The organism is Dyadobacter sandarakinus (genome assembly GCF_016894445.1).
GTDB classification, from domain to species: Bacteria; Bacteroidota; Bacteroidia; order Cytophagales; family Spirosomataceae; genus Dyadobacter; species Dyadobacter sandarakinus.
The window spans coordinates 2,013,880-2,036,405 of the sequence record NZ_CP056775.1 but is presented as its reverse complement, the minus strand read 5'-3'; the positions used below and the strand labels follow the sequence as shown (position 1 = coordinate 2,036,405).

Genomic DNA, 22,526 nt, shown 5'->3' with positions numbered 1-22,526 from the left:
TGCTGAAATGCCCGACATTCCATGCGGGACAGAGTTTCTTGTATCAATGATGCCCCAAAGGTAGGCACAGGGCTGTGGGGCGTAGTGGAAATTCCGGCATAAACACCGGGGCGCGTAGCCCGGCATAAATGCCTGCCCACACTTCCTGCCCGCGGACCTTTCCTTTATTCCGTTGCTTCCACTACTTGCTTGACCAGTGCCAGAATGAAGCGCCATAATTCATTCAATCACTTCAAAATCAAGGTAATTATGGAAAGCTTCGCGAATGTTTCAAACTTGTATCAGGTAGCAGAAATTGAGCTGATCTACAAATCCAAAGTGCAGGCCAGCCAGCGTCCAAAAATAGAATCGTCCAGGGATGCATACAAAGTGCTGATGCAAAGCTGGAACCCTGATCGTCTGGAATTTATCGAAGAGTTCAAGATACTGTTGTTGAACAATGCCAGCCGCGTGCTAGGTATTTTTGAAGTTTCCAAAGGCGGGATTTCCGGAGCAAGTGCTGATGTAAGGATCGTTTTTGCAGCCGCTTTGAAAGCCAATGCAACAGGGATTATCCTGGCACACAATCACCCTTCTGGCCAGCTCGTGCCGAGTGATGCTGATAAGTATGTTACTGAAAATATGAGAAAGGCTGGTGAATTACTGAATATCCGGGTGCTGGATCACTTGATCGTGACGGCGGAGGGGTTTTGCTCGTTTTTGGATGAGTGCATCGTGTAATAACTATTAGAATTTTCCTCCTATAACAGCAAAGTTGCTCTCGTTGAGATATCTGTTCAATAACTGAACTTATAAGAGCTACTGACGCACCTAGTGCTCAATGCCTTGTCATTAGTTGAAAGCATTTGCTCTGTTATGATAAGGCTGACAAAATGAGGTGAGCATATACTATCATACACCGCCCAATATGAGTAGTCTTATCAACGGATTGTATTTTATGGACAAATTATTAGTCGTAATCCATGACGGGCATTTAATACATCTATCTTAGTTAACCACGAAACCCAATTCTATGAGACTCACGCACATTTCAATACGCAATTTTAGAATGCTTGCTGCTGTTGATCTAAGTCTAGAATCTGATATAACACTTGTCGTTGGTAAGAATAATACTGGAAAAACTTCACTGTTCGAAGCGATAAAGATTTTCTTGTCAGACGAGACAAATATTAGTTTCGAAGATTTTTCTCAGAATTGTTACCCCACATTCCGAGACTCTTATGCTATTTATGAGCGCTATGTCGCTGAAAATAACGACGAGGAGAAGAATAAAATTTTGAAAGAATTGCAAGGTAAGATACCAAAAATCGAAATGTATCTACGATTTGCATACGATTCTAAAAAGGATTCATTGGTAGAGCTAAGTGAATTTATTACAGATCTTGACATGCTAAGAACCGATGCCTGCCTTTGTGTAAGTTATCATCCCATTAATACACTAGGTCTGTTCAAGGATTTCTCAAGTCGTCAGGATAAGTCTGTTGGACTTATCAAATTCTTACAAACGAAAATTACCCAATATTATAGAGTTAAATGCTTCGCAGTTGACTGGCCAACAGGTAATCGCCGCGAATTGGAAGGCGCATTTAAGAATAAGATTACGAAAGTTGTCTCATTTGAAGAAATTCATGCGCTACGCATACTTGATGATAAAAAGGGTGATCGGAATAATACGCTTGCATTAGGCTTTGCAAAATATTATAAATATAGGAACAAGGGTGGAGAAGACATCACTAGCCTCGAAAGTAAATTACAATCGATGTCGGAGGAGTTGAAGTTAAAGTATAAAGATATATTGGGAGGAATTCTCTCAGAGTTGAAAACATTTGGTGCTCATACTCCTATTGTGATTCCAGAAATTGTAATAGACTCAGTATTTGATTCCGAGGCAGTTATAAAAAATAATATAAAATATTATTACAAACAAGACGAGATCGATTTGCCTGAGAGCTACAATGGATTGGGTTACAGCAATCTAATTTATATGATTTTGGAATTTGCCAGCTTTTTAGAAAAGCAAAAAAATTCATCCGAGAAAAGAGTGTCGCAATTTTTGGTTGTTACTATTGAAGAGCCTGAGGCACATATGCACCCCCAAATGCAGCAAGTATTTATCAAACAAATAGTTGAATTACTAAGAAAGGCTCTTGTCGATGGCATCGTTGTTCAATTGATAATTACTTCTCATTCTTCTCACATTATATCAGAAGCAGGTATTGATGTGAAACGTGGATTTAACAGACTTAGATATTTTAAAAGAAAAAATGACGTCGTATTTCTAAAGGACTTTAACGATCTGTATGTTGATGATCAGAAGAAAACTTATCGTTTTCTCAAACAATATTTGAATATACACAAGTCAGATCTATTTTTTGCAGATAAAGTAATTATTGTCGAAGGTGTGACCGAACGATTGCTTTTACCTCAAATGATTGCCAAAGTTGCTACTGCTCTGCAAAACGAATATGTGACAATTCTTGAAGCGGGAGGTGCCTACACGCACAAATTTGAGCAAATTTTGAATTTTGTTGAAATAAAGACACTTGTAATTACTGACTTAGATTCAATTGATGCCTCAAAGAAGGCTTGTCGCGTCGATTTGAAGATACTGGAACAAAAAACGTCAAATCACACCCTCTCCAAATGGTTACCGAAGAAGTCGTTAATACATGAAATACTTGGATCTACAGAAACCGATAAGATTTATAAGGGTATAGTTCGAGTTGCTTTTCAGATCAATGAAAGTACACCACCATATTATTCACGAAGTTTTGAAGAGTCATTTATTCAAGTCAATTCTTCGCTGTTAAGAAGTAAAAAGAAAGTCTTGAAGAGCGGCAAAGAGGTGGAAAAATCTGTGAAAAATGAATTTTCTAGATTTCGTGTCATTTCGGAAGAGTCATTTGAAACATTAGATAGTTTTGATTTGGCCCCCAAGACGTCTAAGGCGAAGACTAGATTCGCTTTTGATGTAATGTCATTTAATGAACAAGAGTTTGGTAAATGGAAAGTCCCCCTATATATAAAAGAGGGTCTTGAATGGTTGGCAATATAGACATAAAAAAAATGGTGGCATTTGAGAAAATACAAGACCTCCTTGTCAAGAATAAAAGTTTTGTTCTCGAAGCAGGTGCTGGTTCGGGCAAGACATTTACACTTATTCAGACAATAGCCCATCTTATAGCTGAAAAAGGGAAAGTTCTCAGTTACAATAACAAAAAAATAGTTTGTATTACGTATACAAATGTCGCGAGAAACGAGATTGTAGAGCGTCTTGAATACAACCCATTGCTTGAGATATCAACTATTCATGAATTTTTATGGGGCACAGTTAAAAACTTTCAGAGTCAATTGTTCGATGAAATATGCTTATTGAATGAGGAGAGAGCGGTAACAAAGCCGGACAAGTACCTACCTGATTTGAAGAATAGGGTTAAGTTTCTACAAGTCACATATGCTGATATTGGATATCGTGATTTCGAGAAGGGGCGACTGCATCATGATGACGTGATAGAAATAGCGGCCAACTTGATTGAAAAATATCCGCTTCTTACCAAGATTGTTGTTGACAAGTACCCTTACATTTTTATTGATGAATACCAAGACACATCTCCCAGAGTTGTAGACGCCTTACTAAATTCCATGCTTTTTATCGATAACCCGAAAATATGCTTCGGTTTTTTTGGTGACTCCTTCCAAAAAATATATGATGGTGGCGTAGGCACGATGGCATCATACATTGATGAAAATAAACTCTTTTTAGTAGAAAAGAGCGAAAACTATCGTTCTTCCGCCGCGATAGTTAAATTTTTGAACAAGTTCAGAACCAGTCTGCAACAAGTTCTGCCGAGCGAGAGAAATCGAATAAGTGGTTCTGTATCATTTATCAATTGTGACAACTATCCTCCAATAGTAAAGGGGCAGAACAAAACCGACTATGAAAAGTCACTTCAACCATATAAGGATGCTAACTACGACAAGATTATTTCCAGCTTAGAAAGTCAGGGTTGGAACTTTGGTAAAAATAGTGAGGATAAAATATTGATCATCGCCAACAGCAGAGTTGCCGAAAGGAGTGGATTTGGAAAACTGTACAAGATTGCTTCGTCTAAGTACGGAGAGGGGGCGACTGAGCAAATAATTAAGAGAGAGCATGTTTTGATCAAATTTTTCACTGGCTCTGTCGACAGGCAGTCCGGAGTGGAGAGAGGAGACGGGCTTGAACATTTAATCGAATACTATACCTCGGGAGATTATAATGGTATTGTTTCGTTTCTAAATTCAAATGGGAGTGAAATAATCAGCGGCCCGAAAGCAAATCGTTATTTTAAATTGGTTAAGCATGAGGACAAGCAAAGAATTTTCGATACAATCGACAAACTTCAATCTCTAAGACTGGGATCCAATATTGGGTCAGTGTTGGACTACCTCATTGAAAACAACTTACTGGCTCTTGCCGAACCATTTGCCAGATATCTAGAAAAGATCGCCGTTTTACCAGCAGACATTCCGGATCCAGATGAGAGGATAAGACATGAAGATAATATTAAATTTTATACATCGGTTCGAGAGTTACCTTATAATGAAATAATTGAGTTATTTAAGTTTGTTAAAAACGAGACAGTTTTTTCAACTAAGCATGGTACTAAGGGAGATCAATTTAGAAATGTACTAGTCATCATTGATGACACAAGTTGGAAATCAATGTACAACTTTCAGAATTTTATTGGAGGATCAGAATCGATCGAGGAGCGATTTCTGAGAACACGAAATCTATTTTACGTTTGTAGTTCTCGTGCGAAGGAAAATCTCGTTATTCTGTCTTTGTCAGAAATGGGGGAACACGCATTAACTAATGTGCAATCTTGGCTTGGCAAATCAAATATATTCTCAATCTCTCATTTTAGATAGATTTGGGTTCCTTATCAAAGTAGATGCAATAAGAACTACAAACATAAATGACTAGCCATGGCTGATAAATTTTGGAGTTTGGATGAGGTCAAATACAACTTTCAGGAATTGCAAGAAAACAATGTGAAACCGCAGCACCGCGGTTATTTATTTGAGAAGCTAATATTGTCTGTTTTGCAAGTAGACAAGTTGGATCCAAGGACAAGTTATAGGCCGAAGGGGGAACAGGTGGACGGCTCATTTTTCTGGCAAGGACAGACTTTCCTTTTCGAGGCGAAATGGGTCGGGTCACCTGTTCCTGCGTCAGATGTCTACGCTTTTAAGGGCAAAGTTGATGGCAAGTTTCATACCACGAGTGGTATTTTTATCTCATTTAGTGGATTCTCAGATGATATTATTAGTGTTTTGGGACACGGAAAGGAGCTGAATGTTCTTTTGTTTGATGATAAAGATGTTCAACTGCTATTTGAAGGAGAAATCTCATTTATTGAGCTTTTGCGATTCAAGCTTAGACAAGCGGGAGATACGGGTGTGATCAATGCACGATATGAACTCAAAGAGGAGGCAAAGTTGATTGCGAATGACAAGCCTATTAGAATTGTTGAATTCCCTCTTGACGAGAACTCAGAAGACGAACCAAACGAACGAGGCGCTCATCGGTTGATAGACTTTTTAATATTCGTCGAAGGGCAAAGTGATATTAAAATGGCTCATAATTTAGTGACGTTGTTGGGAGTAAACAACTTGTCGTATAAGATTGAGGTGCTTGACGGTGTTGGTAGGTTTAGACAGCTGCCGGCGCTAATGAATGAGTTTAGTATCTACAGTAATACAAGGGGTGTAATCGCTATGTTTGATAACGATGTGCAGGACCAGGTTGAAGGCATTGTGGAATTTGTCGAAGATCAATTGTTAAAAGCGTCAATCCCATTTCGTCCGCTTATCTTATTTATAGATTCTACGCTAAAGAATAAACTACTAACAGGAAGACTAAATCCGGATCAAATATCCAGTATCAAAGTTGCGCAGGTTTTAAGGGAGTTTTTAACCAATTTGATGTACGATGATTATGATCCCTTTGATTTAAACATCGAGGGAATTGTTAATTCGTATATGGACGATTTAGAATGGGATGAAGACGGAAATACCTTAATCGGAACCGACGCTGATTATGGCCATCCATTTACAATAGAGAATTCTGACGATCTCATTGATCAATTGAACGAAGAAGTTGGGAACGTAGCAAATGGTTCCTGGCCGATCGATGTTTTAAAAGAAACTGATTTTGATTGGCAAGATGAAATTCGAGAAATCCTAATTAAGAATTACAAAAGCAAGTTTTCTAAGATCGGATGGGATGTTGACGAATTTTGACCTGAGATGATGGAATCTACATATCCCAAAAGAACATCTTGTTTTAAATTATTGGCTGGACAACAACCGCTCCAACCGCCCCATCATCTCATCCTTCTCCGTCAACATCCGTTCGTAGAGTGCCATTTTTTCTTCATGAAGTTTTAACACCGCATCAATAGGATTGTTGTAATTATTTATCAGCGTACCTAGCTGAGAATTGTCGTTGAAAGTGCTGGAAATTACGGTGATAGCCTGTTGTTCGTCAAAATTCCTAATCGCTTCGGCCGGAATTTTCAGAATTGCGGATACTTGCTCTAAAATTGCTGAATCAATCTTTTCCTTTTGTTCCAAAGTCGAGATTCTTTGCTGGTTCCAATCTTCGCCGAGCTCGAATGCAAGCGCGTCTTGCTTGATACCCAGCATTTCGCGGAAACGTTTTAGGTTACGGCCTTCGTGGATTTTAGGGTTGGAGGTAGTATGTGTCATGCGCAAATCGGGTTTTGTTTAAAAAGGCAATTTATGGAAATCTGCCGGGATGTTACCGGATATTTTACAGGCTCCGCGGCGTAATTTACAAGGCCATGCTTTTGAGAACGGAACGCGACAATATGTGCTTTGCAGAAACCGTAAGGCGAGAATTTGTACCACACTTAAAATCAACGAAATGAATACACAATCACAAACGGGCAGTTCATACTTACGTGAGCCCGAGGACTCCGCAGCAGCCGACAACCTCCTCCGCGCCTACGGGCTCAAAGTCAAGGAGCTGCTTTCGCAAAGTGACGCGGCTACCTGGGTCGATGAACTCTGGGACATGTACACCGGCTTTACCCTTTTCAGTCAGGAAGCCGGTTACGATCCGAAAGGCCACGACAGGTTCGTATCTTTCAAAGAACTGGTATTTTTCTTCCAGGATGTTGGAAAGATGAAACCCTGACGTATTAAGGAAAGGCAATCGGCTCAAAGCTGGTTGCCTTTCTTGATTTTGGTGCAATAGCTCTTTCAACGCCTTTGGTGGTCAGGAATGAGAAAATCCGAACACATTCAACGCCGCAAACAAATCTTCCTCGAAAACCACTTCCGGCCCGGCGCCTTTCTTTTTCATATTCATGGCTTTCTCCACCTTTCGCCCGTACATCTCAAATGCCCAGGCAGGGTTCCGCACGTCGCATATTACCAGATAGTGAAGCTTTGCGGTCACCGAGTCGGCGGCAATGCCTCCGTACATTTCAACAATTTGCGCCAGCTCCTTCCGCGTATACCTCGAAGACTCTCCTGTAAAACAGAAGGTGCATTCCTGGATCAGGATTGAAACCTGCTGCTCTGGTAGCTTGACGGAAATGATAACCTTCTCCTGCTCGGCTGGTTTAATGGAAGTAATGGATTGGCAAAATGTAAGCAGCTCGCTGTGATCGTCAGCCGATAACTGTCGCTCGGCTTGAATGCGCTCAATGGCGGGCAACAGGGTGTCAAACGGCCAGGTCTTAAACATTGGCGCATTATTGGACGTCCAATTCCCTAAAGCGGTAAGCTCCTCGATGTTGATCGTTTGGTCCGCCGCAATCCCGGCCAGAAACCCACCGAGCTGCTGCGTGGAAGAGGTGATCACATCATAATACGGATTCCGGTTGTAATCCAAATAATTCTTGCAAAGCCAGATCAGATCCTCAGCCTCTTCCTCCGTCACAACGCCATCGCTGATAATGGCATTGATCTTGGCGACAAACTTGTTGTAAGGAGCCTTTGTCTGCAAGCTGGAAACAGATTCGATCCAGGCGCGGAGCAATTCAATCTCGCTGTCATTAATATGACCGTCGGCCTGTATGCCGACGATCAGCCCATAGAGCGTGTTTAAATCTTTGTGAATCTGAGCCGGTCCGCAGAATTGGCGGAACGAGCCGCTGTCGTAAGTGTCGAAGTAGGAGGTGTTGAGCATTTTGGGAGGTTGAGTTGGGTTTGCTTTTCGGGATAAGTATCCGGTGTAACCTTCCTATCTTCCCACGAGAATATATTGATTAAACGGTCAACAGGACCTTCGACCGCGTGCGTTCAACAGCCTTCGGCGACTGGCATGAGAGTCGATGTCCAGCATTCAAAATGAGTATAGAAACTGACCATGGAGCTTCGCATTGTATCACATAATCAGCACTACGATGACCGAATATCAATCGCCCAAGGATCGGAAATACACTGAAACACTGATCAATTCCGCACCGAAGGAGGCGGCGGCTTTTTTAAATTTGAAGTATACTACTGAACGGAGCGACGGTGTCATTCCTGTTAAATACAGGGAGCTGATGTCAGTGGCAGTGGCATTGACGACGCAATGTTCGTACTGTATCGAAGCCCACATGAAAAATGCGATCGAGGCAGGAGCTACAAAGGAAGAAATCGGGGAAACTGTGTTTATCGCCGCGGCACTTAGAGCTGGTGGAGCTGTCGGCAATGGTCTTTTTGCGATGCGTATATTTGAGGAGGAAATTGCAAAAAAAGGCCTTTAACGCTCATGACAGAAATCGAACTCTTAATCAATCAAACAATCAATGCGTACTAATGGACGAACCGGCTTCTCGATGCAGTTCCCGTCGACAAATGGGAAGTGATCCCCGAAGTGGTCGATTCCAACATCAACTGGCAGGTCGGTCATTTGATTGTCAGTCACTACTTCCATTCAATCATGGTTATCAGGGGACATCAAATGGATGTACTCCAGAAGCTCCCCATGAAGGAATATAGCGAGATGTTTACAGTAGCCGGTCCCCAGATTTCAGCTGGAAAGGTAAACCCAGACACATTGTTCAATGCTTTGAAAGTAATGCAGCAAAAATCAATTGCTGTCTTATCCTCGCTATCTGCTTCTGAGCTCGACGATCCGTTGGAGCCCACACCCACGCCGCACCCCATTGCAACCACAAAGTTCGAGGCAATTGACTGGAATATAAAGCACACTATGTATCACTGCGGGCAGATCGGACTGATTAGCCGGGTGGTTGAAAAGCGATATGATTTCGGTTTAAGGTTGGCCAAATGAATTTGATCAACCAATCATTTTATCCAATGCTGGCCAGACGATTATGTCTGTCATTCATCATTATTCTATCATCTTTCATTTGCCGATCTCAGCATTTATATAGCCGATCATTTGGGAGTCGAAGTAATCACCCAATCATTTTCTTGCACGGAGGACCGGGTAGCAGCAGCGTATATTTCGAAGCAACTACCGCTCAGTTACTGGCCGACAGAGGATTTTTTGTGATCATTTACGATCGGAGGGGAGAAAGTCGGTCGGCGGATACGCAAGCTCGGATGGACTATGCAGAAGCTTTTGAAGACCTGGATAAGATATACGTGCAGTATAAGCTAACAAATGCGTCGCTCCTTGCATTTAGCTTTGGCGGCTTGGTAGCTGCCCAATTTGCCGGGAAACATCCCGAAAAGATCGCGTCCCTGATTTTGTGCAGCGCGTTGGTATCGCAACAGAAATCTTACGGAACCATTCTCCGGTCTGCAAGGGACATTTACGAAAACAAGAAGGATTCAGTGAATTTGAAAGAGTTGTCGGCAATAGCTACAATGGACACAAATTCACTTGCCTACCGCACGTTGGTTTTCAAACATGCCTCCGCGAACGGATTCTTTTCATTGCCTGCGCCAAATGATCGCGCAAAAGCGATTTATAATTCCTATGCAACAGACCCGCTCATAACTGGCTATGTAAAAAACGACCATGCGGTCGCAACATTCTGGGAGCATGAACCCAGACTTAACATTGATGTTGCGCCACAGCTCAAATATTTGCGGGAGTTGCGGATTCCCGTTTATGCCCTGTATGGCAAGCAGGATGGTCTTTACTCGAATGAGCAGATTGGTGAACTGAGGCGCGTGATCGGAACTGATCGGGTTAAATATTTGGATCAGTGCTCACATACTTTATTTATTGATCAGCAGGCATTGTTTCTAACGGCGTTAAGTAAGTGGCTGAAATAATCAGCCAGGCACTATTGTTCCGGAGTTTCAAAAAAAGCTTTCTGTGCTTTGAATGCTTCATCAAGAGATCGTTGAATGTATGCGATTCCTTGCTTGGCCTCATGCGTCGCAGCACGTTCTGCAATCTCGGGCTTAGTAAAGTCAACTTCTTCCACCCGCTGGTTGATCCACCACAAATTGCCAAACGGATCGAGAATCCGGCAGACTTTCTCGCCAAACCATAACAATGTGATATCGGTAACCGACTGTGCACCCAGTTCGAGACTACGGCGATAAGTCTTCTCGATATCTGTGACATACAGGTTCAGGAATGTCGGCGTAGCGCCCCAGCCTTCACGCGCGTCGAAAAGCATGACGTGAGCATCTCCGATCTTTACAACCACGTGGATGATTTGTCCCACATCATTCGTGATTCTGCTGTTGGGGATTTCCTGGGCCTCGAATGCATCTTTCAAAAACGCTATCAACTTTTCCGAAGATGGCGAGATGATCCATGGCGTGATAGCGGTGTAGCCTTCGGGCGTCATGTTTACTGAATTGCTGGTTTCCATGTGCTTTGTTTTAAAGTTTACACGAAATAAGCTGCGTCAGGTGACAGCCTTATGTCAGGGGTGGTCAGAATTTTCTCCTATAATTTTCAAGAAATTCTTCCAGGCTTATTTTGTGTGGCTTGAAGGTCTCATTTATGATTTCAAATTCGATAATCCGATCGAATCGAAATAGCCTAAAATCCTGACGTAAGCGGCACCAGGCTATTAAATACCAATTTTCTCCTAACCGGTTAATAACGGCAAATGGCTCCACAAACCGTAATGTCGTATCATCTTTTGCCGATGAGCGGTAAGCAAGCCGAACGACATCAAAGTGGGTAAGCGCAATTTGTAATGACGATAACAAGTTGCTGCCTGAGCTCAATGGTGATGTTTCCTCAAAAGCAACCCGCTCAGAAAGGAGCGCCGCTTTATCCTTGGTATTACTCCGCAGTACCGATTTTATTTTTGTGACAGCACTGACATAGTTTTGTGATAATGAGGAGTCTTTATTGAGTTGCACCAGCTTTTCCGCAGTGATCAATGCATTTGCCTCTTCTTCGGAAAACATGACAGGAGGAAGCCGGTAACCTTCCATAAGGGTATACCCTTTCCCCTCCTCGGTCACAACCGGCACCCCTGCACTTTCCAGCGTACGGATATCACGGTAAATCGTGCGTACGCTGACATTGAACTGCTCGGCCAGGTAAGTGGAAGTTATCATTCGCTTCGATTGTAGCTGCGTCACAATGGCAACAAGCCGGGAAAGTCGGGAGGTATCGTTATCTGACAATGTTTGTTTTCAAGAACGTTACACAAAAGTGGGTATTTTTCGGCTCCGGACCGCCAGGTTCTACGCTAAATGCTAACCGGTATATTTTACCCGATTTAGCCTTTCTGGAATGATTATCTACAGCCCCTAACCCATCTACCCCAATGAATACCCGCAGAACATTCCTGAAAAGCAGCATAGCGCTGGCCGCCGTAGCCACTCTTGACCTGCCTGTCAAAAAAGACAAACAAAAACTATCTTTTTCGACATTGGGCTGTCCTAAATGGACGCTTACCGAAATCGTGAAGACCGCGGCCAAAGAGGGTTACGATGCCGTGGAGATTCGCGGGTTGCAGGGGGAGCTTTATCTTCCCAAATGCCCTGAATTCAGCACGCCCGAGCAGATTGCTTCAACCCGGAAGCTTTTTGCCGACCATAAAATCAAGATATGCAACCTGGGCGCCTCTACGGCGCTGCACCAACTCGATGCCGAAAAACGCAAGAAGAACCTGGACGAAGGGCGGGCTTTTATCGACCTCGCGCAGCAGCTCGGCTGTCCTTATGTGCGGGTGTTCCCCAATGATCTTCCCAAAGATCAGGATCGCGAGAAAACGATCGACATGATTGGAGAGGGGCTGCTGGAACTTGCCAATTATGCCAAAGGAAAGAATGTGATCGTCCTTCTGGAATCTCACGGGGAGGTCATCTGGAAAGACATGCTGCTGCGCATTATGAAACAGGCCGAGCACCCGAATGTGGGGTTGATCTGGGATATATTCAATATGTGGTCGGTCACTAAAGAACCGCCTGCAGAAGTGTATGCGGCCTTGAAAAAATACATCCGGCACGCGCACATCAAAGACGGCAGACTGGTGGATGGCAAGTTGGCTTACACTTTCATCGGAAAAGGCGAGGCACCGCTCACCGAGGCGATCAATGCACTCGAAGGAGGCGGATATAAGGGGTATTACAGCTTTGAATGGGAGAAAATGTGGCATCCGGAAATCCCGGAACCTGAGCTTGCGTTCCCTGATTACCCCGCCGCAATCAAACCTTACTTTAACGTCGGCCGCCGGTAGATTTGACGAAATGCCTGATAAACCACTCATTATATTACCCGGCGGATCTCACCGGTCTCGCAAACACGATGCAGGGAGAATATGCCAATGTGGAGCTGGCACGTATCTATGACCATGTGAATAGAATGAGCGTTATGACCGGCCCCTATCACCGCACAGGCCGTTAGTCTTAGTCTTAGAGGACAGCCAATCCACGCGACCAACTCCGTTCTTTGCTGTTTCTTGAAAAGCTTGCTAAAAGATTGCGGGTATTTGAAGCCCAGGCCATAGGCGATTTCACTTACGAAAGTTCAGTCAAGTTCACTTTCTGTGATGACAGTTTTCAGCTGAGAATGTTCCATGGTTATATTCACTGAACGCGCTCCCTTCGGCCGGGTGCGGTGGACGACGTTTTTGGGAATTGTAAAAAGTTGACCGGGAAGTAGCTCAATGGTTTTTGTTTCCAGATCAATAAGTAGCGTCCCTTCGATGGTCATGAACGTCTCGTCTGAATTGGGATGATAGTGCCAGTGATAACTTTCGGTCATCACACTTAGCCTCACAACATGATCGTTCACCTCAGATACGACGAAATTTGCGTATCTGTCTATTATTGACCGTTACTACATTTACTATTATGCGGCGGACAAATTTATTAAGCGGTATTTGTTTATCTACCAATGATATTTGCAGAGTACTCCGGTGCGTACGAATTTTCTAAGGACTTCGGACATTTGAAGGCTCGCTTCTTGTTCTGTATTCGTTGTTAGAATTTGAGAATTTACGATATTGTCAGGTCTTGTTCTCTAGACTTTACATCATGAACTTTTGGCAGAAATAGCAGTGATTTTTTCTTAATCATCTTTGATACTTAGGAAATATGGATGTCATTTTCTCAAATAACACAGTTACCGTATGGCAAGTGAAAGGACAGTCCAGATCATGCATATAGCCTGCATAATTTTCAATAATAAGTTTTATACCCCGCTCAAGAGAGTTAAGGTTCGCACTAACTTAAAGAACCATAACATCCAGTTTTCTAAATGATCTATTTAACATAATGTTAATTATATAGATGGATAATTACAATCGCTTACATCTGCTTCAGGCCCTTGCTGGAATGGCACCCATCGTATTCACAAAGAGGATAGAAAACAAAATATTCGAAGGTCACATTGTCCTATTATGGGTACGGGTATATGGAGAAGAGTAATGAAAATAGAAGTAGAGCGGGACCTAAATCATATGCTATTTCTGCCCGCTCTTATAGATTTCAGTTTTCTATTACTAGTTTCTGTACTACAAAGCTCCCATCTTGTCTTTCAATCCGAACTAGATACATACCCGACATATAGCCTTGCAAGTTGACTTTATTATTTTCCGGATTGTTGATAGTATAAACTACATTGGAGCGGCTGTCTATGATGGTAACACGGCTTACCTGCTGCCAGTTTTCCAGTTGAATGGATGCGATATCCCGCGCAGGGTTAGGATAAATGCTGATTTCTCCCGCATGACCAAAGTCTACCGTCCTGATCCTGCTGAATGCAAATGAAGCATTGGCATCCGTCATTTTCAGGCGGTAATAGTTGTTGCCTGCCAAAGGCTGTGCATGCACAAATCGGTATTCCTTCATGTGAATACTATTTCCGGCTGCCGCTACCTGCCCGGCTTTTGCCCAGGTGATTCCGTCGGCACTATGCTGGATTTCAAAAGACTGGCTGTTGCTTTCCTCGCTGGTAGCCCAAGTGAGCAGTGCAGTATTTCCTTCTTTCACCGCATCAAAATGCACGAGCGTAACCGGCAGGGGCGCAGTCAGGACAAAGACCGCATGACCCGTATTGGTACTTGCCTTGCCGGCATTGTCAACCACTTCAAATGGAATATCAATCCTGGTTTCAGTTGTGAGCCCGGGGTCAATGGCCATGCTGGCCGAGGGGTTGCCGCTCTGGTCTGTGGGGAGCAGCAATGCCGTGAGGCTTTCCGCTTCTTCGGGCACATTGCTGCGGTAGCTTGTACCGTTGATGGAAATAGCGGCCAACCCGGCGGGAAATGACGTGATGCGCAGTGAGCTTACATCACCGTCCGGGTCTGAGCTGGCTATGTCGTTGCTGAATGCATCGGCTGGAATTTTGATCAGGATATCGCCTGGCTCATTGCGCATCTCATGGCTGCCGCTTCCGGCTGTGGGCAGCTGCTCAATGCCGAAATCAAATCCACCTTCAACAGTTTCCGATCCCATGGTGAAAGCCAGTACTCCGTCGGCATTGCTGTCCCCGGTTCCGGCGCCATCTGCCGTATTGGCCCATTCGGCAGGCAGTTCCGATCCGGCACCCGTATCCGTCCCCGCAATGCCCTCCGTGGCCGAAAGTACCAGCGTAAAATCCGTTTCCGATTCCAGGCCCGCGGCAGTTCCCAATTCGAAGGTACCGGCATTGACCGGCACACTGCCCACTACCTGACCGGCTGTATTAACCAGATTTACAAAAAGGGGACTGGCTGATCCTGCCTGGCTGATGCGTATGCCATTGAGCAGGTTGTCGGTCGTGCCATTTGCATCCTGGTACACGCTGCCGCTTACAAACAGGTCTGTGACAGGCATCGTCACCAGCGCATCATCGCTGGCCAGTCCGCCCTGATCTACTTCCCGGTAGGTAAATGTAATCGTCATAGCACCATGATCCGGATCCACAAAGAGGCGGGTGGCATCGTAGTTCGTGATCAATGCAGTGGCAGTGTCGAGTGCAACATCCTGGTAATAGAGGGTTGCATTGGACGGGAAGCTTGTGATCCGTACCCGGTTGCCGGGCGTACCAGGCTGCACCGTGCCATCGAGTACGCCATCCTCGGGGTCAAGGCCGTTCAGGGCAGGTACCGGCAACCGTTTGCTGCCGCCGGGATTAACCTGGGTCAGTGCGGTAACCGGATATGCAACCGGCGGCATTTGTATACCGAAACTGATTTCAGGCGTCGTCTCCGATGCAGTATTCAGTTCAAATGCGCCATTTGGAATGCCGTCGCCCGTGCCGGATCCTTCGGCTGTATTCTGCCATCCTGCCGGCAGCAGGGGAGTAGCCCCGATAGATGTTCCAGCAATACCTTCCAAGGTGCTGATCACGACGAAAAAGCTGGTATTTGCCTGTAAACCATTGCGTGTTCCAAACAAAAAGGCTCCGTTCACGACGGGTACACTGCCGGCTACCACCCGGTTGGAGCGGAACACAAGGTTTGCATACAGGGGCGTTTGTCCGGCTGAGCTGATGGGGTCGCCATCAATCGTGTTGTTCTCAACTCCGTTTACATCATGAAAAAGCCTGCCACCAATCGTAAAGTCGGTAAATGGGATCACTGCCAGTGCGGGCTCGCTCGTCAGGCCGGCAGCATCCACCTGCCGGTAGGTAAATGAAGCCGTCAGCGCACCATCATCGGGGTCTATGCTCAGCAAGGCCGGCTGATAGTTTTGAATGGGCGCGCTTTCAGGGGTAATTTCAACATCGTTATAAAACAGGCGGGCATTTGTAGGAAAAGTTGTGATAATAATACCATTTCCAGTGCCGCCCGCAAGTGCTCCCTGCTCGGGATCATTGCCCGTCAGTGCCGGCACGACCACCCGCTGCGTTCCACCCGGATTTTGCAGGGCAGCTGCATTAAGCGGATTGGCGGTGGGTGGCGAGTTCAGGCCGAAATTGGCATTGGTAACCGGCGTAGTGCCTACCGTCACGATCAGCTTTCCATCGTTAAGCAGGTCACTTCCGGGCGCAGCCGACAGGTTTTCGCCCGCGCTGACGTAGCCGGACGGGAAAGTGGCCTGCGTAAATACGGATCCGGCTGCCGGCGCGGTTGCGGATACATACAGGAAATAGCTGCCGGGCGTAACCGTACCGAAGTTAAATGCACCTCCCGCAGCAATCGCGCGCGATTCGATAACCTGGTTTGTTGCCGGGTCAACCACCACCGCGTAAGCTGCTCCTGCGGCAAACTGGCCTGTGGTGGCATTCGCGCTGATGGTATTGAAGTCGGTCGTTCCCAGTAGTCCATTCTGGTCTTTAAAGATATGTCCGGCCAGCGTTACGCAGTTTACCGTAGCCGAGAACATGGCGCTCGGACTTTTGAAAACCGCATTGTATACCAGTACCGACAGGTGCCGGTCCCCGATCGTCGGATTGGCTGCCGTGTTACTGTATTGCAGCGCATCGAGCAGCGTTTCAGCTTCTGCACTGGTGAAGGTAGTGCCGCCGGTGCTTCTTGTAAATGCAATTTTGTTGGTGGCAGCTCCCTGCACGCCTGATACGCTTTTGGTGTAATTGAAGGTAACCCCGCCTATGGTCAGCGTGCCCGATGAGCCTGTCGTAAAACCCAGGGACAATACATTGCTGCCGGTAGCGCCCGCAGCCGTCAGCAGCTCGGCAGCGCCGTCGCGGATGTCGGATGCCGGGTAGCTTACTTCCATGCCTGTGAGGCTACCCTGGGCATTGATGTTGGTTTGGGAAGGGCGGGTGAGGGGTAGACTTCCTGCGCATCCTGCACCTTCATTACCTACACCTACTATACTCGTGTTCAGGTCTACCGACGGGCTTGATGTAGTGACGGAGGTAAAGGTTGGTCCAACTGACAGGTCTAAAAAGAAAAAAGCCAGTCCTGCACCTTGCGAGCCCACTACGATAGAAAAGTTGCTCATGTTGGCGTATGTAACCCGAATGCGGGTTGCAGCCGCTGTAACCATTGTTGAATTAGCCGAAGATGTAGAAACAAACCTGGTTAAACCACTTACGGTATTATAGAGAGCTTGTACTGTTGGGGAAGTACCAAGCTCACTGCTGGTAAACCCACTAAATTCATTATACTGTAACGCGCCAGCAGTACCATTTCCATCGATGTCATAGGTATTTAGCTTGACATTTTGCAAGACGACATTCTGCCCAGCTCTGGTGGTGCTGTTATAGGTACCACCAAAAATAAACTGGAACTCGTAGCTTACATTCCCCCCGTTTGTACCAAAGCTAACCTGAGGTGAAAAGAAGTCAGGTAAATTAGAGTTGAAAGAAGACCCAGAGACTTCTGGTTGGTCATAGGAAGTCCAGGAAGTTACATTGTTTACTTCCTTGGTAGTAATGATACAATCTATTGCCTGTCCATTAATGTTGGTTACATTTTGGTAAAGTGTGATGTCTCCTGCTACCTGCCCAGAAGAGGTACCATTTGGATGTGATATAATAACACCTGCTCCACCAAAATGCAGTTGATTGTTATTGTTATTAAGATAATTGTTTGTGACTGTCATCGTAAAAGTAGTACTAATACTTCCATTCTGATTTGTTGCAGTCACTGTGTACACAGTTGTAGGTAGCGCCTCAGTGGGTACGCCCGAAATCACACCCGTATTGGGGTCGAACGTGAGCCCGGCAGGCAGTGCCGGAGAAGCGGGCATGGAGTAGCGTGCTACTGTTCCTGAAACTGTTGGAGAAATAAACACATTGCTCACATTAGCAACATAGGCGACCGGAGAAGGATAGGTAAATGCCGATGGAGGTTGCGCCTCTGCAAATTGCACACATGTCAATCCTATAAAAACCAATAAGTATAGCTTTAAGGATGTTGAAAGCTTTTTAAGGAATATTGGAGTCATGCCGAAGTAGTTTAATTTTTATAAGAAAATAAAACTACTTCTAAAAAACCATTCCATCTTTTAAAGTACATTTTGTTTAAAGTGAATACTAGTTTGGTTTTCAAACAAAACAGGATAAAAGTTGTAAGCTTTCTCAGATTTGAAAGCTTCCCTGAGATTTGAATCCTTACCCTCAAGAGGACAGTGTAGAATAGACTTATTTGTTTCTAGTTTCTTGGTAAACGTTGCCAGTGCCAAGCCAGCCAGTGCTTGGTGCAGATGACAGCGATTGTAATCGTCCATCCATTCGTCTGATAAAATGGCAATGGGATCGTCTCCCCGGCTGTTTAAGCAATTCAAATTAGTTGGCATCTAGGACCGCTCGACGGCCCGGATCCTTGCAATAAGTGCGGTTCAACCTTTCCATATAGCGGTGCACCGTCGCGGCCATTTTGCATAGGTTTTTCCGGTTGAATATACTGGATTGCAATGCCTTCATGTTCACACCATACCTGAATTTACCTGTTAAAAAATCAGGCTTTTTGGTAACTGTACCTGAGACAGTCATAATGCAAACTTCAATTCTGCCGTAATATGTACTTGCAACATTGATGCATTTACACTTCCTTTGTCGGATGATATTTATTTAATTGACATGCATTTCAAACTGATCAGGACCATCGCACGGCAGGAGTGGAATTCTGTTTTCCGAAGTAAAACTACTTTTGTACTGTTCTTTGTGTTGTTGGCCGTCTCACTACTCGCTGTGTACACAGGTTGGCAGTATGCCGGTAAATTCAACCTGCAACAAGCTGCGGCTAGCTCCGAGGTGCATAAGCAATGGATGAGCCAGCCCAACCGGCATCCCCACCGTGTGGCGCACTATGGCTATCTGGTATTTCGAGAAAAGTCCCCACTTAGTTTTTTCGATTTCGGATTGGATAGCTATGTCGGAAATTCTGTATTTCTGGAAGCGCACCGCCAAAATACATTGAACATGAGTGAAGCCGGGTTTTCAAACGGAATGCTCCGCTTTGGCGAACTGAGTATGGCTATGGTATTGCAATTGCTTGTGCCGCTGTTTATCATCTTCATTGGTTTTCAAACAGTTTCCGGACTTAAAGAAAACGGTGTTTTAAAGATCTTACTTTGCCAAAGAGCCTCTTATATGGACGTGCTGGTTGGTAAAACGGCTGGACTCACAGCAGTGACGTGGTCGCTGTTCCTTCCCTTACTGATACTAGGCCTGGCGGCAGGTATTACACTCGTACCCGGCAGTGCAGCGGCAGACATGGCAATACGTATAGTATTGATCGTATTTTCATATGCAGTTTACTTTTTGATTATTACTCTGATTGTGGTCACCGTATCTGCGATGAGCTCGTCCGCTAAGAATGCGCTGATACTGCTGGTGCTGATCTGGATGCTGTTCTTCGTGGTGATGCCAAAAAGTGCGCAAACATTAGGAAGCAGCTTGTTTGAAGCACCGGGTAAGATTGAATTCGAGCGGGCCATCGAGGCGGACGTGAGTGAAGCAGGAGACAGTCATAACCCTGATGACCCTCATTTCGCTAACCTTAAAGCGCGTACCTTAAAGAAACATGGCGTCGATTCAATCCAGGCCTTGCCGCTCAACTACGGGGCGTTAGTCATGCAGGAAGGAGAAAATATCACTTCGGCCATTTTCAACAGGCATTTCGACAGATTAATCAGCACTTACAAGTCACAGAATGCAGTTTCGACCGCCTTTGGTTTCGCTGATCCGTTTCTGGCAATTCGAAATATATCAATGAACCTGGCCGGAACGGATTTCGATTCGTTTACTGCATTTCAGAAACAAACCGAGCAGTTCCGTTTTGAAAAAACCAAGAGGCTCAACAATATTCATTTGACTCAGGTGTCATTCAAAAACAACGCTACTCAGCGTGTCAGCGCTAAGAACTTTCGGGAAATGCCGGATTTCATATTTCAACCGGTGCCAATAGGTCAAAACCTGATCGCAAGTTCTGCCAGCTTGATCGCACTTTTGTTTTGGGCTGCCGGAGGCTTCATTGTGTTAAATATTGTGTCCTCTAAACTCAAATATCAATGATGATTACCAGCCGCAAAGTATTAATGCTGGAAGCCAAGAATTTTGTACTAGGCAGGACCGTGCTCACAGGGACCGCTTTTTTACTGATTTTTGCTGCCTATGGTTTTTTTTACGGCAACCACCTTATTGGACAGCATCAGAAAACCATCCATAAGATTCCCCAGGTTCAAAAAGAACATTTACAGGAGATTGTTGAACACGGTTCCAAGGCAACTGTGGGAACCACTGCCTATTACCCGTTTTTCTACACCAGTAACCCGCCTGCACCCTGGGCCAGGTTTGCCATCGGGCAGCGTGACGTAAACCCTTATACGTTAAAAGTCAAGATGCTTGCCATTGAAGGCCAGCTTTATGATTCGGAACTAAATAATCCGCTCACGTTACTTGTTGGAAACCTGGACACATCGTTTATTTTTATATTCCTTTTCCCACTTCTGATTATCGCATTATTGTACAATGTAATTTCCGATGAAGTGGAAAGTGGTGTATGGAAATTTGTCAGGACCACAACCGGCAGTATTGGACAGACAATCGCCGGAAAGTTGCTGATCAGGTACACAGTTGTAATTCTAATTACACTTGCGATTTTTGCTTTGTCAGTAATAGCATTACAGTTACCACTAACCGGACCGACTTTTCAGTTGATGCTGATCCTGCTGCCTTACGTACTATTCTGGCTGCTGGTAGGGACCCTTGTCGTGGGGATGGGAAAAAGCTCTGCTTTCAATGCAACTACGCTGGTGTGTGTCTGGATTTTTTTGGCGATTCTTTTCCCGGGCATTGCCAACATTGCCGTCAACATTGCGGTTCCAGTTCCGGAGGCGGCAGAGACGGCCTTGCGTCAGCGTGAAGGTTATCATAAAAAATGGGACTTGCCAAAAGGACCAACGATGGAAAAATTCTATGCAGTTTACCCGCAATACCGAAAGTATCCAATTGCAAAAGATAAATATTCCCCGGGGTGGTATTACGCCATGCAGTTCTCGGGCGATCTCGAATCTGCCCATTCTGCCGTAAAGCTTTTTGAAAAACTGCATCAGAGACAATTGTTTAGTGAAACAATCGGCGTTTTCAATCCGGTAATCACAGCCCAGCAGGCTTTAAACAAAATAGCCAATACAGATTTAGCAAGCCAGGTGCGCTACCTGGAGTCTGTCAGGACTCACCACCGACAAATCCGCGAGTATTTTTATCCGTTTATTTTTGAGAATGTACCCACGTCTAACATTGATTGGGCAGGTTATCCGGCTTACAAACCAGTTGGTTACGTGGCTGAGCCACTTGCAAGCAGCGTGGCGAGCATTGCGGTATGGAATATCTTGTTGGCAGCTTGCGCCCTGTTTTTATTTAAAATCAATTTCATACAAAGTAAAGATTTACAAAATGCTTGAAGCCAGAGAATTGACTAAACGATATGGCAGTCATACTGCATTGAACAAATTGAATCTGTGCATCGGCGCGGGAGAAATCTTTGCTTTGCTAGGACAAAATGGTGCAGGGAAAACGACTACTATCAACCTTTTCCTGGGTTTCATCGAACCCAGTGGAGGTGCAGCCTTTATAAAAGGTATATCGGTGGCCGAGCATGCGCAGGAAATCAAAAAATATCTGGCCTATATTCCTGAGACGGTCATGCTTTACCCAAACCTGACAGGACTTGAGAATTTAGCATATTTCTCTTCACTGGCAGGGTTTGACTACTCCGCAGGCGAGCTCCGCAGATTCTTGTCTACTTCGGGCCTGCAAGCACAAGCTTTTGACCAGCGGCTTGGAGGCTACTCGAAAGGAATGCGCCAGAAAGTCGGGATCGCTATTGCCGTTGCCAAGGAAGCGAAAGTGCTGCTACTCGACGAACCAACAAGCGGCCTGGATCCGAAGGCATCTAATGAATTTTCACAAATTATGCAGGCACTTTCAGCCAAGGGAACGGCAATCCTGATGGCTACCCACGACATTTTCCGGGCCAAAGAAGTAGCAACAAGGATCGGCATTATGAAAGAAGGTGTATTGCAGGCAGTGATCAAAGCGGACGACATTTCAGCCAACGAACTTGAAAGCTTTTATTTAAGAACGGTTTAAACGCAAAGCTAAAATGGTAATAAGATGAACTGAACACGTGAATTACCACGTCAAAGATGGCTGAGATTAAAGAGTTGTATACAAGCAAGTTTGTCTTGGGTGTATTCTTCGAAAATGAATTTTATTTATTGCTACA

17 protein-coding genes and 1 pseudogene are annotated in these 22,526 nt (G+C 44.9%); 12 read left to right on the top strand and 6 right to left on the bottom strand.

Annotated elements, in window-relative coordinates; genetic code table 11:
* Positions 1 to 204 precede the first annotated feature (204 nt).
* The 4 genes from HWI92_RS08075 to HWI92_RS08060 all read left to right on the top strand — a co-directional run bounded on the left by HWI92_RS08075 (position 205) and on the right by HWI92_RS08060 (position 6,285).
* Entirely contained in the window at positions 205 to 720 is a 516-nt protein-coding gene (locus HWI92_RS08075; protein ID WP_229249114.1) for a JAB domain-containing protein, read from the top strand.
* A 292-nt stretch (positions 721 to 1,012) separates the two neighbouring features.
* Positions 1,013 to 3,055, top strand: coding sequence for an ATP-dependent nuclease (locus HWI92_RS08070; RefSeq protein WP_204662535.1), 2,043 nt, complete (start codon positions 1,013 to 1,015; stop codon positions 3,053 to 3,055).
* Positions 3,040 to 4,911, top strand: a complete 1,872-nt coding sequence (locus HWI92_RS08065; protein WP_204662532.1) for a UvrD-helicase domain-containing protein — start codon at positions 3,040 to 3,042, stop codon at positions 4,909 to 4,911. Before HWI92_RS08070 ends, HWI92_RS08065 begins: the two co-directional genes overlap by 16 nt.
* 57 nt (positions 4,912 to 4,968) lie before the next feature.
* Entirely contained in the window at positions 4,969 to 6,285 is a 1,317-nt protein-coding gene (locus tag HWI92_RS08060) for a restriction endonuclease (protein WP_204662530.1), read from the top strand.
* A 48-nt stretch (positions 6,286 to 6,333) separates the two neighbouring features.
* Here HWI92_RS08060 and HWI92_RS08055 read toward each other — a convergent pair whose 3' ends face one another.
* On the bottom strand, positions 6,334 to 6,753 hold the full coding sequence (locus HWI92_RS08055; RefSeq protein WP_204662527.1) for a helix-turn-helix domain-containing protein: 420 nt from the start codon (positions 6,751 to 6,753) through the stop codon (positions 6,334 to 6,336).
* A 178-nt stretch (positions 6,754 to 6,931) separates the two neighbouring features.
* Between HWI92_RS08055 and HWI92_RS08050 the strand changes: the two genes are divergently transcribed.
* Positions 6,932 to 7,204, top strand: a complete 273-nt coding sequence (locus tag HWI92_RS08050) for a hypothetical protein (RefSeq protein WP_204662524.1) — start codon at positions 6,932 to 6,934, stop codon at positions 7,202 to 7,204.
* Positions 7,205 to 7,285: 81 nt separating this feature from the next.
* Here HWI92_RS08050 and HWI92_RS08045 read toward each other — a convergent pair whose 3' ends face one another.
* A complete protein-coding gene (locus HWI92_RS08045; RefSeq protein ID WP_204662521.1) occupies positions 7,286 to 8,203 on the bottom strand; it encodes a BRCT domain-containing protein in 918 nt (305 codons plus the stop codon).
* Positions 8,204 to 8,420: 217 nt separating this feature from the next.
* On the opposite strand from HWI92_RS08045, the gene HWI92_RS08040 reads away from it, so the two are divergent.
* The 3 genes and pseudogenes from HWI92_RS08040 to HWI92_RS08030 all read left to right on the top strand — a co-directional run bounded on the left by HWI92_RS08040 (position 8,421) and on the right by HWI92_RS08030 (position 10,254).
* A complete protein-coding gene (locus tag HWI92_RS08040; RefSeq protein WP_204662518.1) occupies positions 8,421 to 8,768 on the top strand; it encodes a carboxymuconolactone decarboxylase family protein in 348 nt (115 codons plus the stop codon).
* A 71-nt stretch (positions 8,769 to 8,839) separates the two neighbouring features.
* Positions 8,840 to 9,298 (top strand): annotated as a pseudogene (locus HWI92_RS08035) (DinB family protein); the annotation flags it as partial.
* The gene (locus tag HWI92_RS08030; RefSeq protein ID WP_229249104.1) at positions 9,295 to 10,254 is read left to right on the top strand and encodes an alpha/beta fold hydrolase; all 960 of its coding nucleotides are present in this window, start codon (positions 9,295 to 9,297) and stop codon (positions 10,252 to 10,254) included. The pseudogene HWI92_RS08035 and the gene HWI92_RS08030, both read left to right, overlap by 4 nt.
* Positions 10,255 to 10,265: 11 nt before the next feature.
* On the opposite strand, the gene HWI92_RS08025 is transcribed toward HWI92_RS08030, so the two are convergent.
* Together HWI92_RS08025 and HWI92_RS08020 are read right to left on the bottom strand one after the other, a co-directional pair.
* Positions 10,266 to 10,805, bottom strand: a complete 540-nt coding sequence (locus tag HWI92_RS08025; protein ID WP_204662515.1) for a VOC family protein — start codon at positions 10,803 to 10,805, stop codon at positions 10,266 to 10,268.
* 64 nt (positions 10,806 to 10,869) lie between these two features.
* Positions 10,870 to 11,577 carry a helix-turn-helix transcriptional regulator gene (locus HWI92_RS08020; RefSeq protein ID WP_204662512.1) on the bottom strand — a complete coding sequence of 236 codons (708 nt, stop codon included), beginning with the start codon at positions 11,575 to 11,577 and terminating at the stop codon, positions 10,870 to 10,872.
* 143 nt (positions 11,578 to 11,720) lie between these two features.
* Between HWI92_RS08020 and HWI92_RS08015 the strand changes: the two genes are divergently transcribed.
* Positions 11,721 to 12,635 (top strand): TIM barrel protein, encoded by a 915-nt coding sequence (locus HWI92_RS08015; RefSeq protein WP_204662510.1) that lies wholly within the window; start codon positions 11,721 to 11,723, stop codon positions 12,633 to 12,635.
* Positions 12,636 to 12,925: 290 nt separating this feature from the next.
* Here HWI92_RS08015 and HWI92_RS08010 read toward each other — a convergent pair whose 3' ends face one another.
* Entirely contained in the window at positions 12,926 to 13,192 is a 267-nt protein-coding gene (locus tag HWI92_RS08010) for a cupin domain-containing protein (protein ID WP_229249102.1), read from the bottom strand.
* A gap of 695 nt (positions 13,193 to 13,887) precedes the next feature.
* The gene (locus tag HWI92_RS08005) at positions 13,888 to 18,240 is read right to left on the bottom strand and encodes a putative Ig domain-containing protein (RefSeq protein WP_204662508.1); all 4,353 of its coding nucleotides are present in this window, start codon (positions 18,238 to 18,240) and stop codon (positions 13,888 to 13,890) included.
* A 634-nt stretch (positions 18,241 to 18,874) separates the two neighbouring features.
* Here HWI92_RS08005 and HWI92_RS08000 point away from each other — a divergent pair.
* From HWI92_RS08000 to HWI92_RS07990, 3 genes are read left to right on the top strand one after another with little or no spacing between them, the layout of a single operon-like run.
* Positions 18,875 to 20,311, top strand: coding sequence for an ABC transporter permease (locus HWI92_RS08000; protein ID WP_204662506.1), 1,437 nt, complete (start codon positions 18,875 to 18,877; stop codon positions 20,309 to 20,311).
* Positions 20,308 to 21,702, top strand: a complete 1,395-nt coding sequence (locus HWI92_RS07995) for an ABC transporter permease (protein ID WP_204662505.1) — start codon at positions 20,308 to 20,310, stop codon at positions 21,700 to 21,702. The genes HWI92_RS08000 and HWI92_RS07995 overlap by 4 nt, the downstream gene beginning before the upstream one ends.
* Positions 21,695 to 22,390, top strand: coding sequence for an ABC transporter ATP-binding protein (locus HWI92_RS07990; RefSeq protein WP_204662503.1), 696 nt, complete (start codon positions 21,695 to 21,697; stop codon positions 22,388 to 22,390). The genes HWI92_RS07995 and HWI92_RS07990 overlap by 8 nt, the downstream gene beginning before the upstream one ends.
* Positions 22,391 to 22,526: the final 136 nt, after the last annotated feature.

Excerpts from the sequence above, each read along its gene's own strand:
- HWI92_RS08075 (WP_229249114.1), top strand. The coding sequence starts at position 205 with ATGAAGCGCCATAATTCATTCAATCACTTCAAAATCAAGGTAATTATG.
- HWI92_RS08070 (WP_204662535.1), top strand. The coding sequence starts at position 1,013 with ATGAGACTCACGCACATTTCAATACGCAATTTTAGAATGCTTGCTGCT.
- HWI92_RS08065 (WP_204662532.1), top strand. The coding sequence starts at position 3,040 with ATGGTTGGCAATATAGACATAAAAAAAATGGTGGCATTTGAGAAAATA.
- HWI92_RS08060 (WP_204662530.1), top strand. The coding sequence starts at position 4,969 with ATGGCTGATAAATTTTGGAGTTTGGATGAGGTCAAATACAACTTTCAG.
- HWI92_RS08055 (WP_204662527.1), bottom strand. The coding sequence starts at position 6,753 with ATGACACATACTACCTCCAACCCTAAAATCCACGAAGGCCGTAACCTA.
- HWI92_RS08050 (WP_204662524.1), top strand. The coding sequence starts at position 6,932 with ATGAATACACAATCACAAACGGGCAGTTCATACTTACGTGAGCCCGAG.
- HWI92_RS08045 (WP_204662521.1), bottom strand. The coding sequence starts at position 8,203 with ATGCTCAACACCTCCTACTTCGACACTTACGACAGCGGCTCGTTCCGC.
- HWI92_RS08040 (WP_204662518.1), top strand. The coding sequence starts at position 8,421 with ATGACCGAATATCAATCGCCCAAGGATCGGAAATACACTGAAACACTG.
- HWI92_RS08030 (WP_229249104.1), top strand. The coding sequence starts at position 9,295 with ATGAATTTGATCAACCAATCATTTTATCCAATGCTGGCCAGACGATTA.
- HWI92_RS08025 (WP_204662515.1), bottom strand. The coding sequence starts at position 10,805 with ATGGAAACCAGCAATTCAGTAAACATGACGCCCGAAGGCTACACCGCT.
- HWI92_RS08015 (WP_204662510.1), top strand. The coding sequence starts at position 11,721 with ATGAATACCCGCAGAACATTCCTGAAAAGCAGCATAGCGCTGGCCGCC.
- HWI92_RS08005 (WP_204662508.1), bottom strand. The coding sequence starts at position 18,240 with ATGACTCCAATATTCCTTAAAAAGCTTTCAACATCCTTAAAGCTATAC.
- HWI92_RS08000 (WP_204662506.1), top strand. The coding sequence starts at position 18,875 with ATGCATTTCAAACTGATCAGGACCATCGCACGGCAGGAGTGGAATTCT.
- HWI92_RS07995 (WP_204662505.1), top strand. The coding sequence starts at position 20,308 with ATGATGATTACCAGCCGCAAAGTATTAATGCTGGAAGCCAAGAATTTT.
- HWI92_RS07990 (WP_204662503.1), top strand. The coding sequence starts at position 21,695 with ATGCTTGAAGCCAGAGAATTGACTAAACGATATGGCAGTCATACTGCA.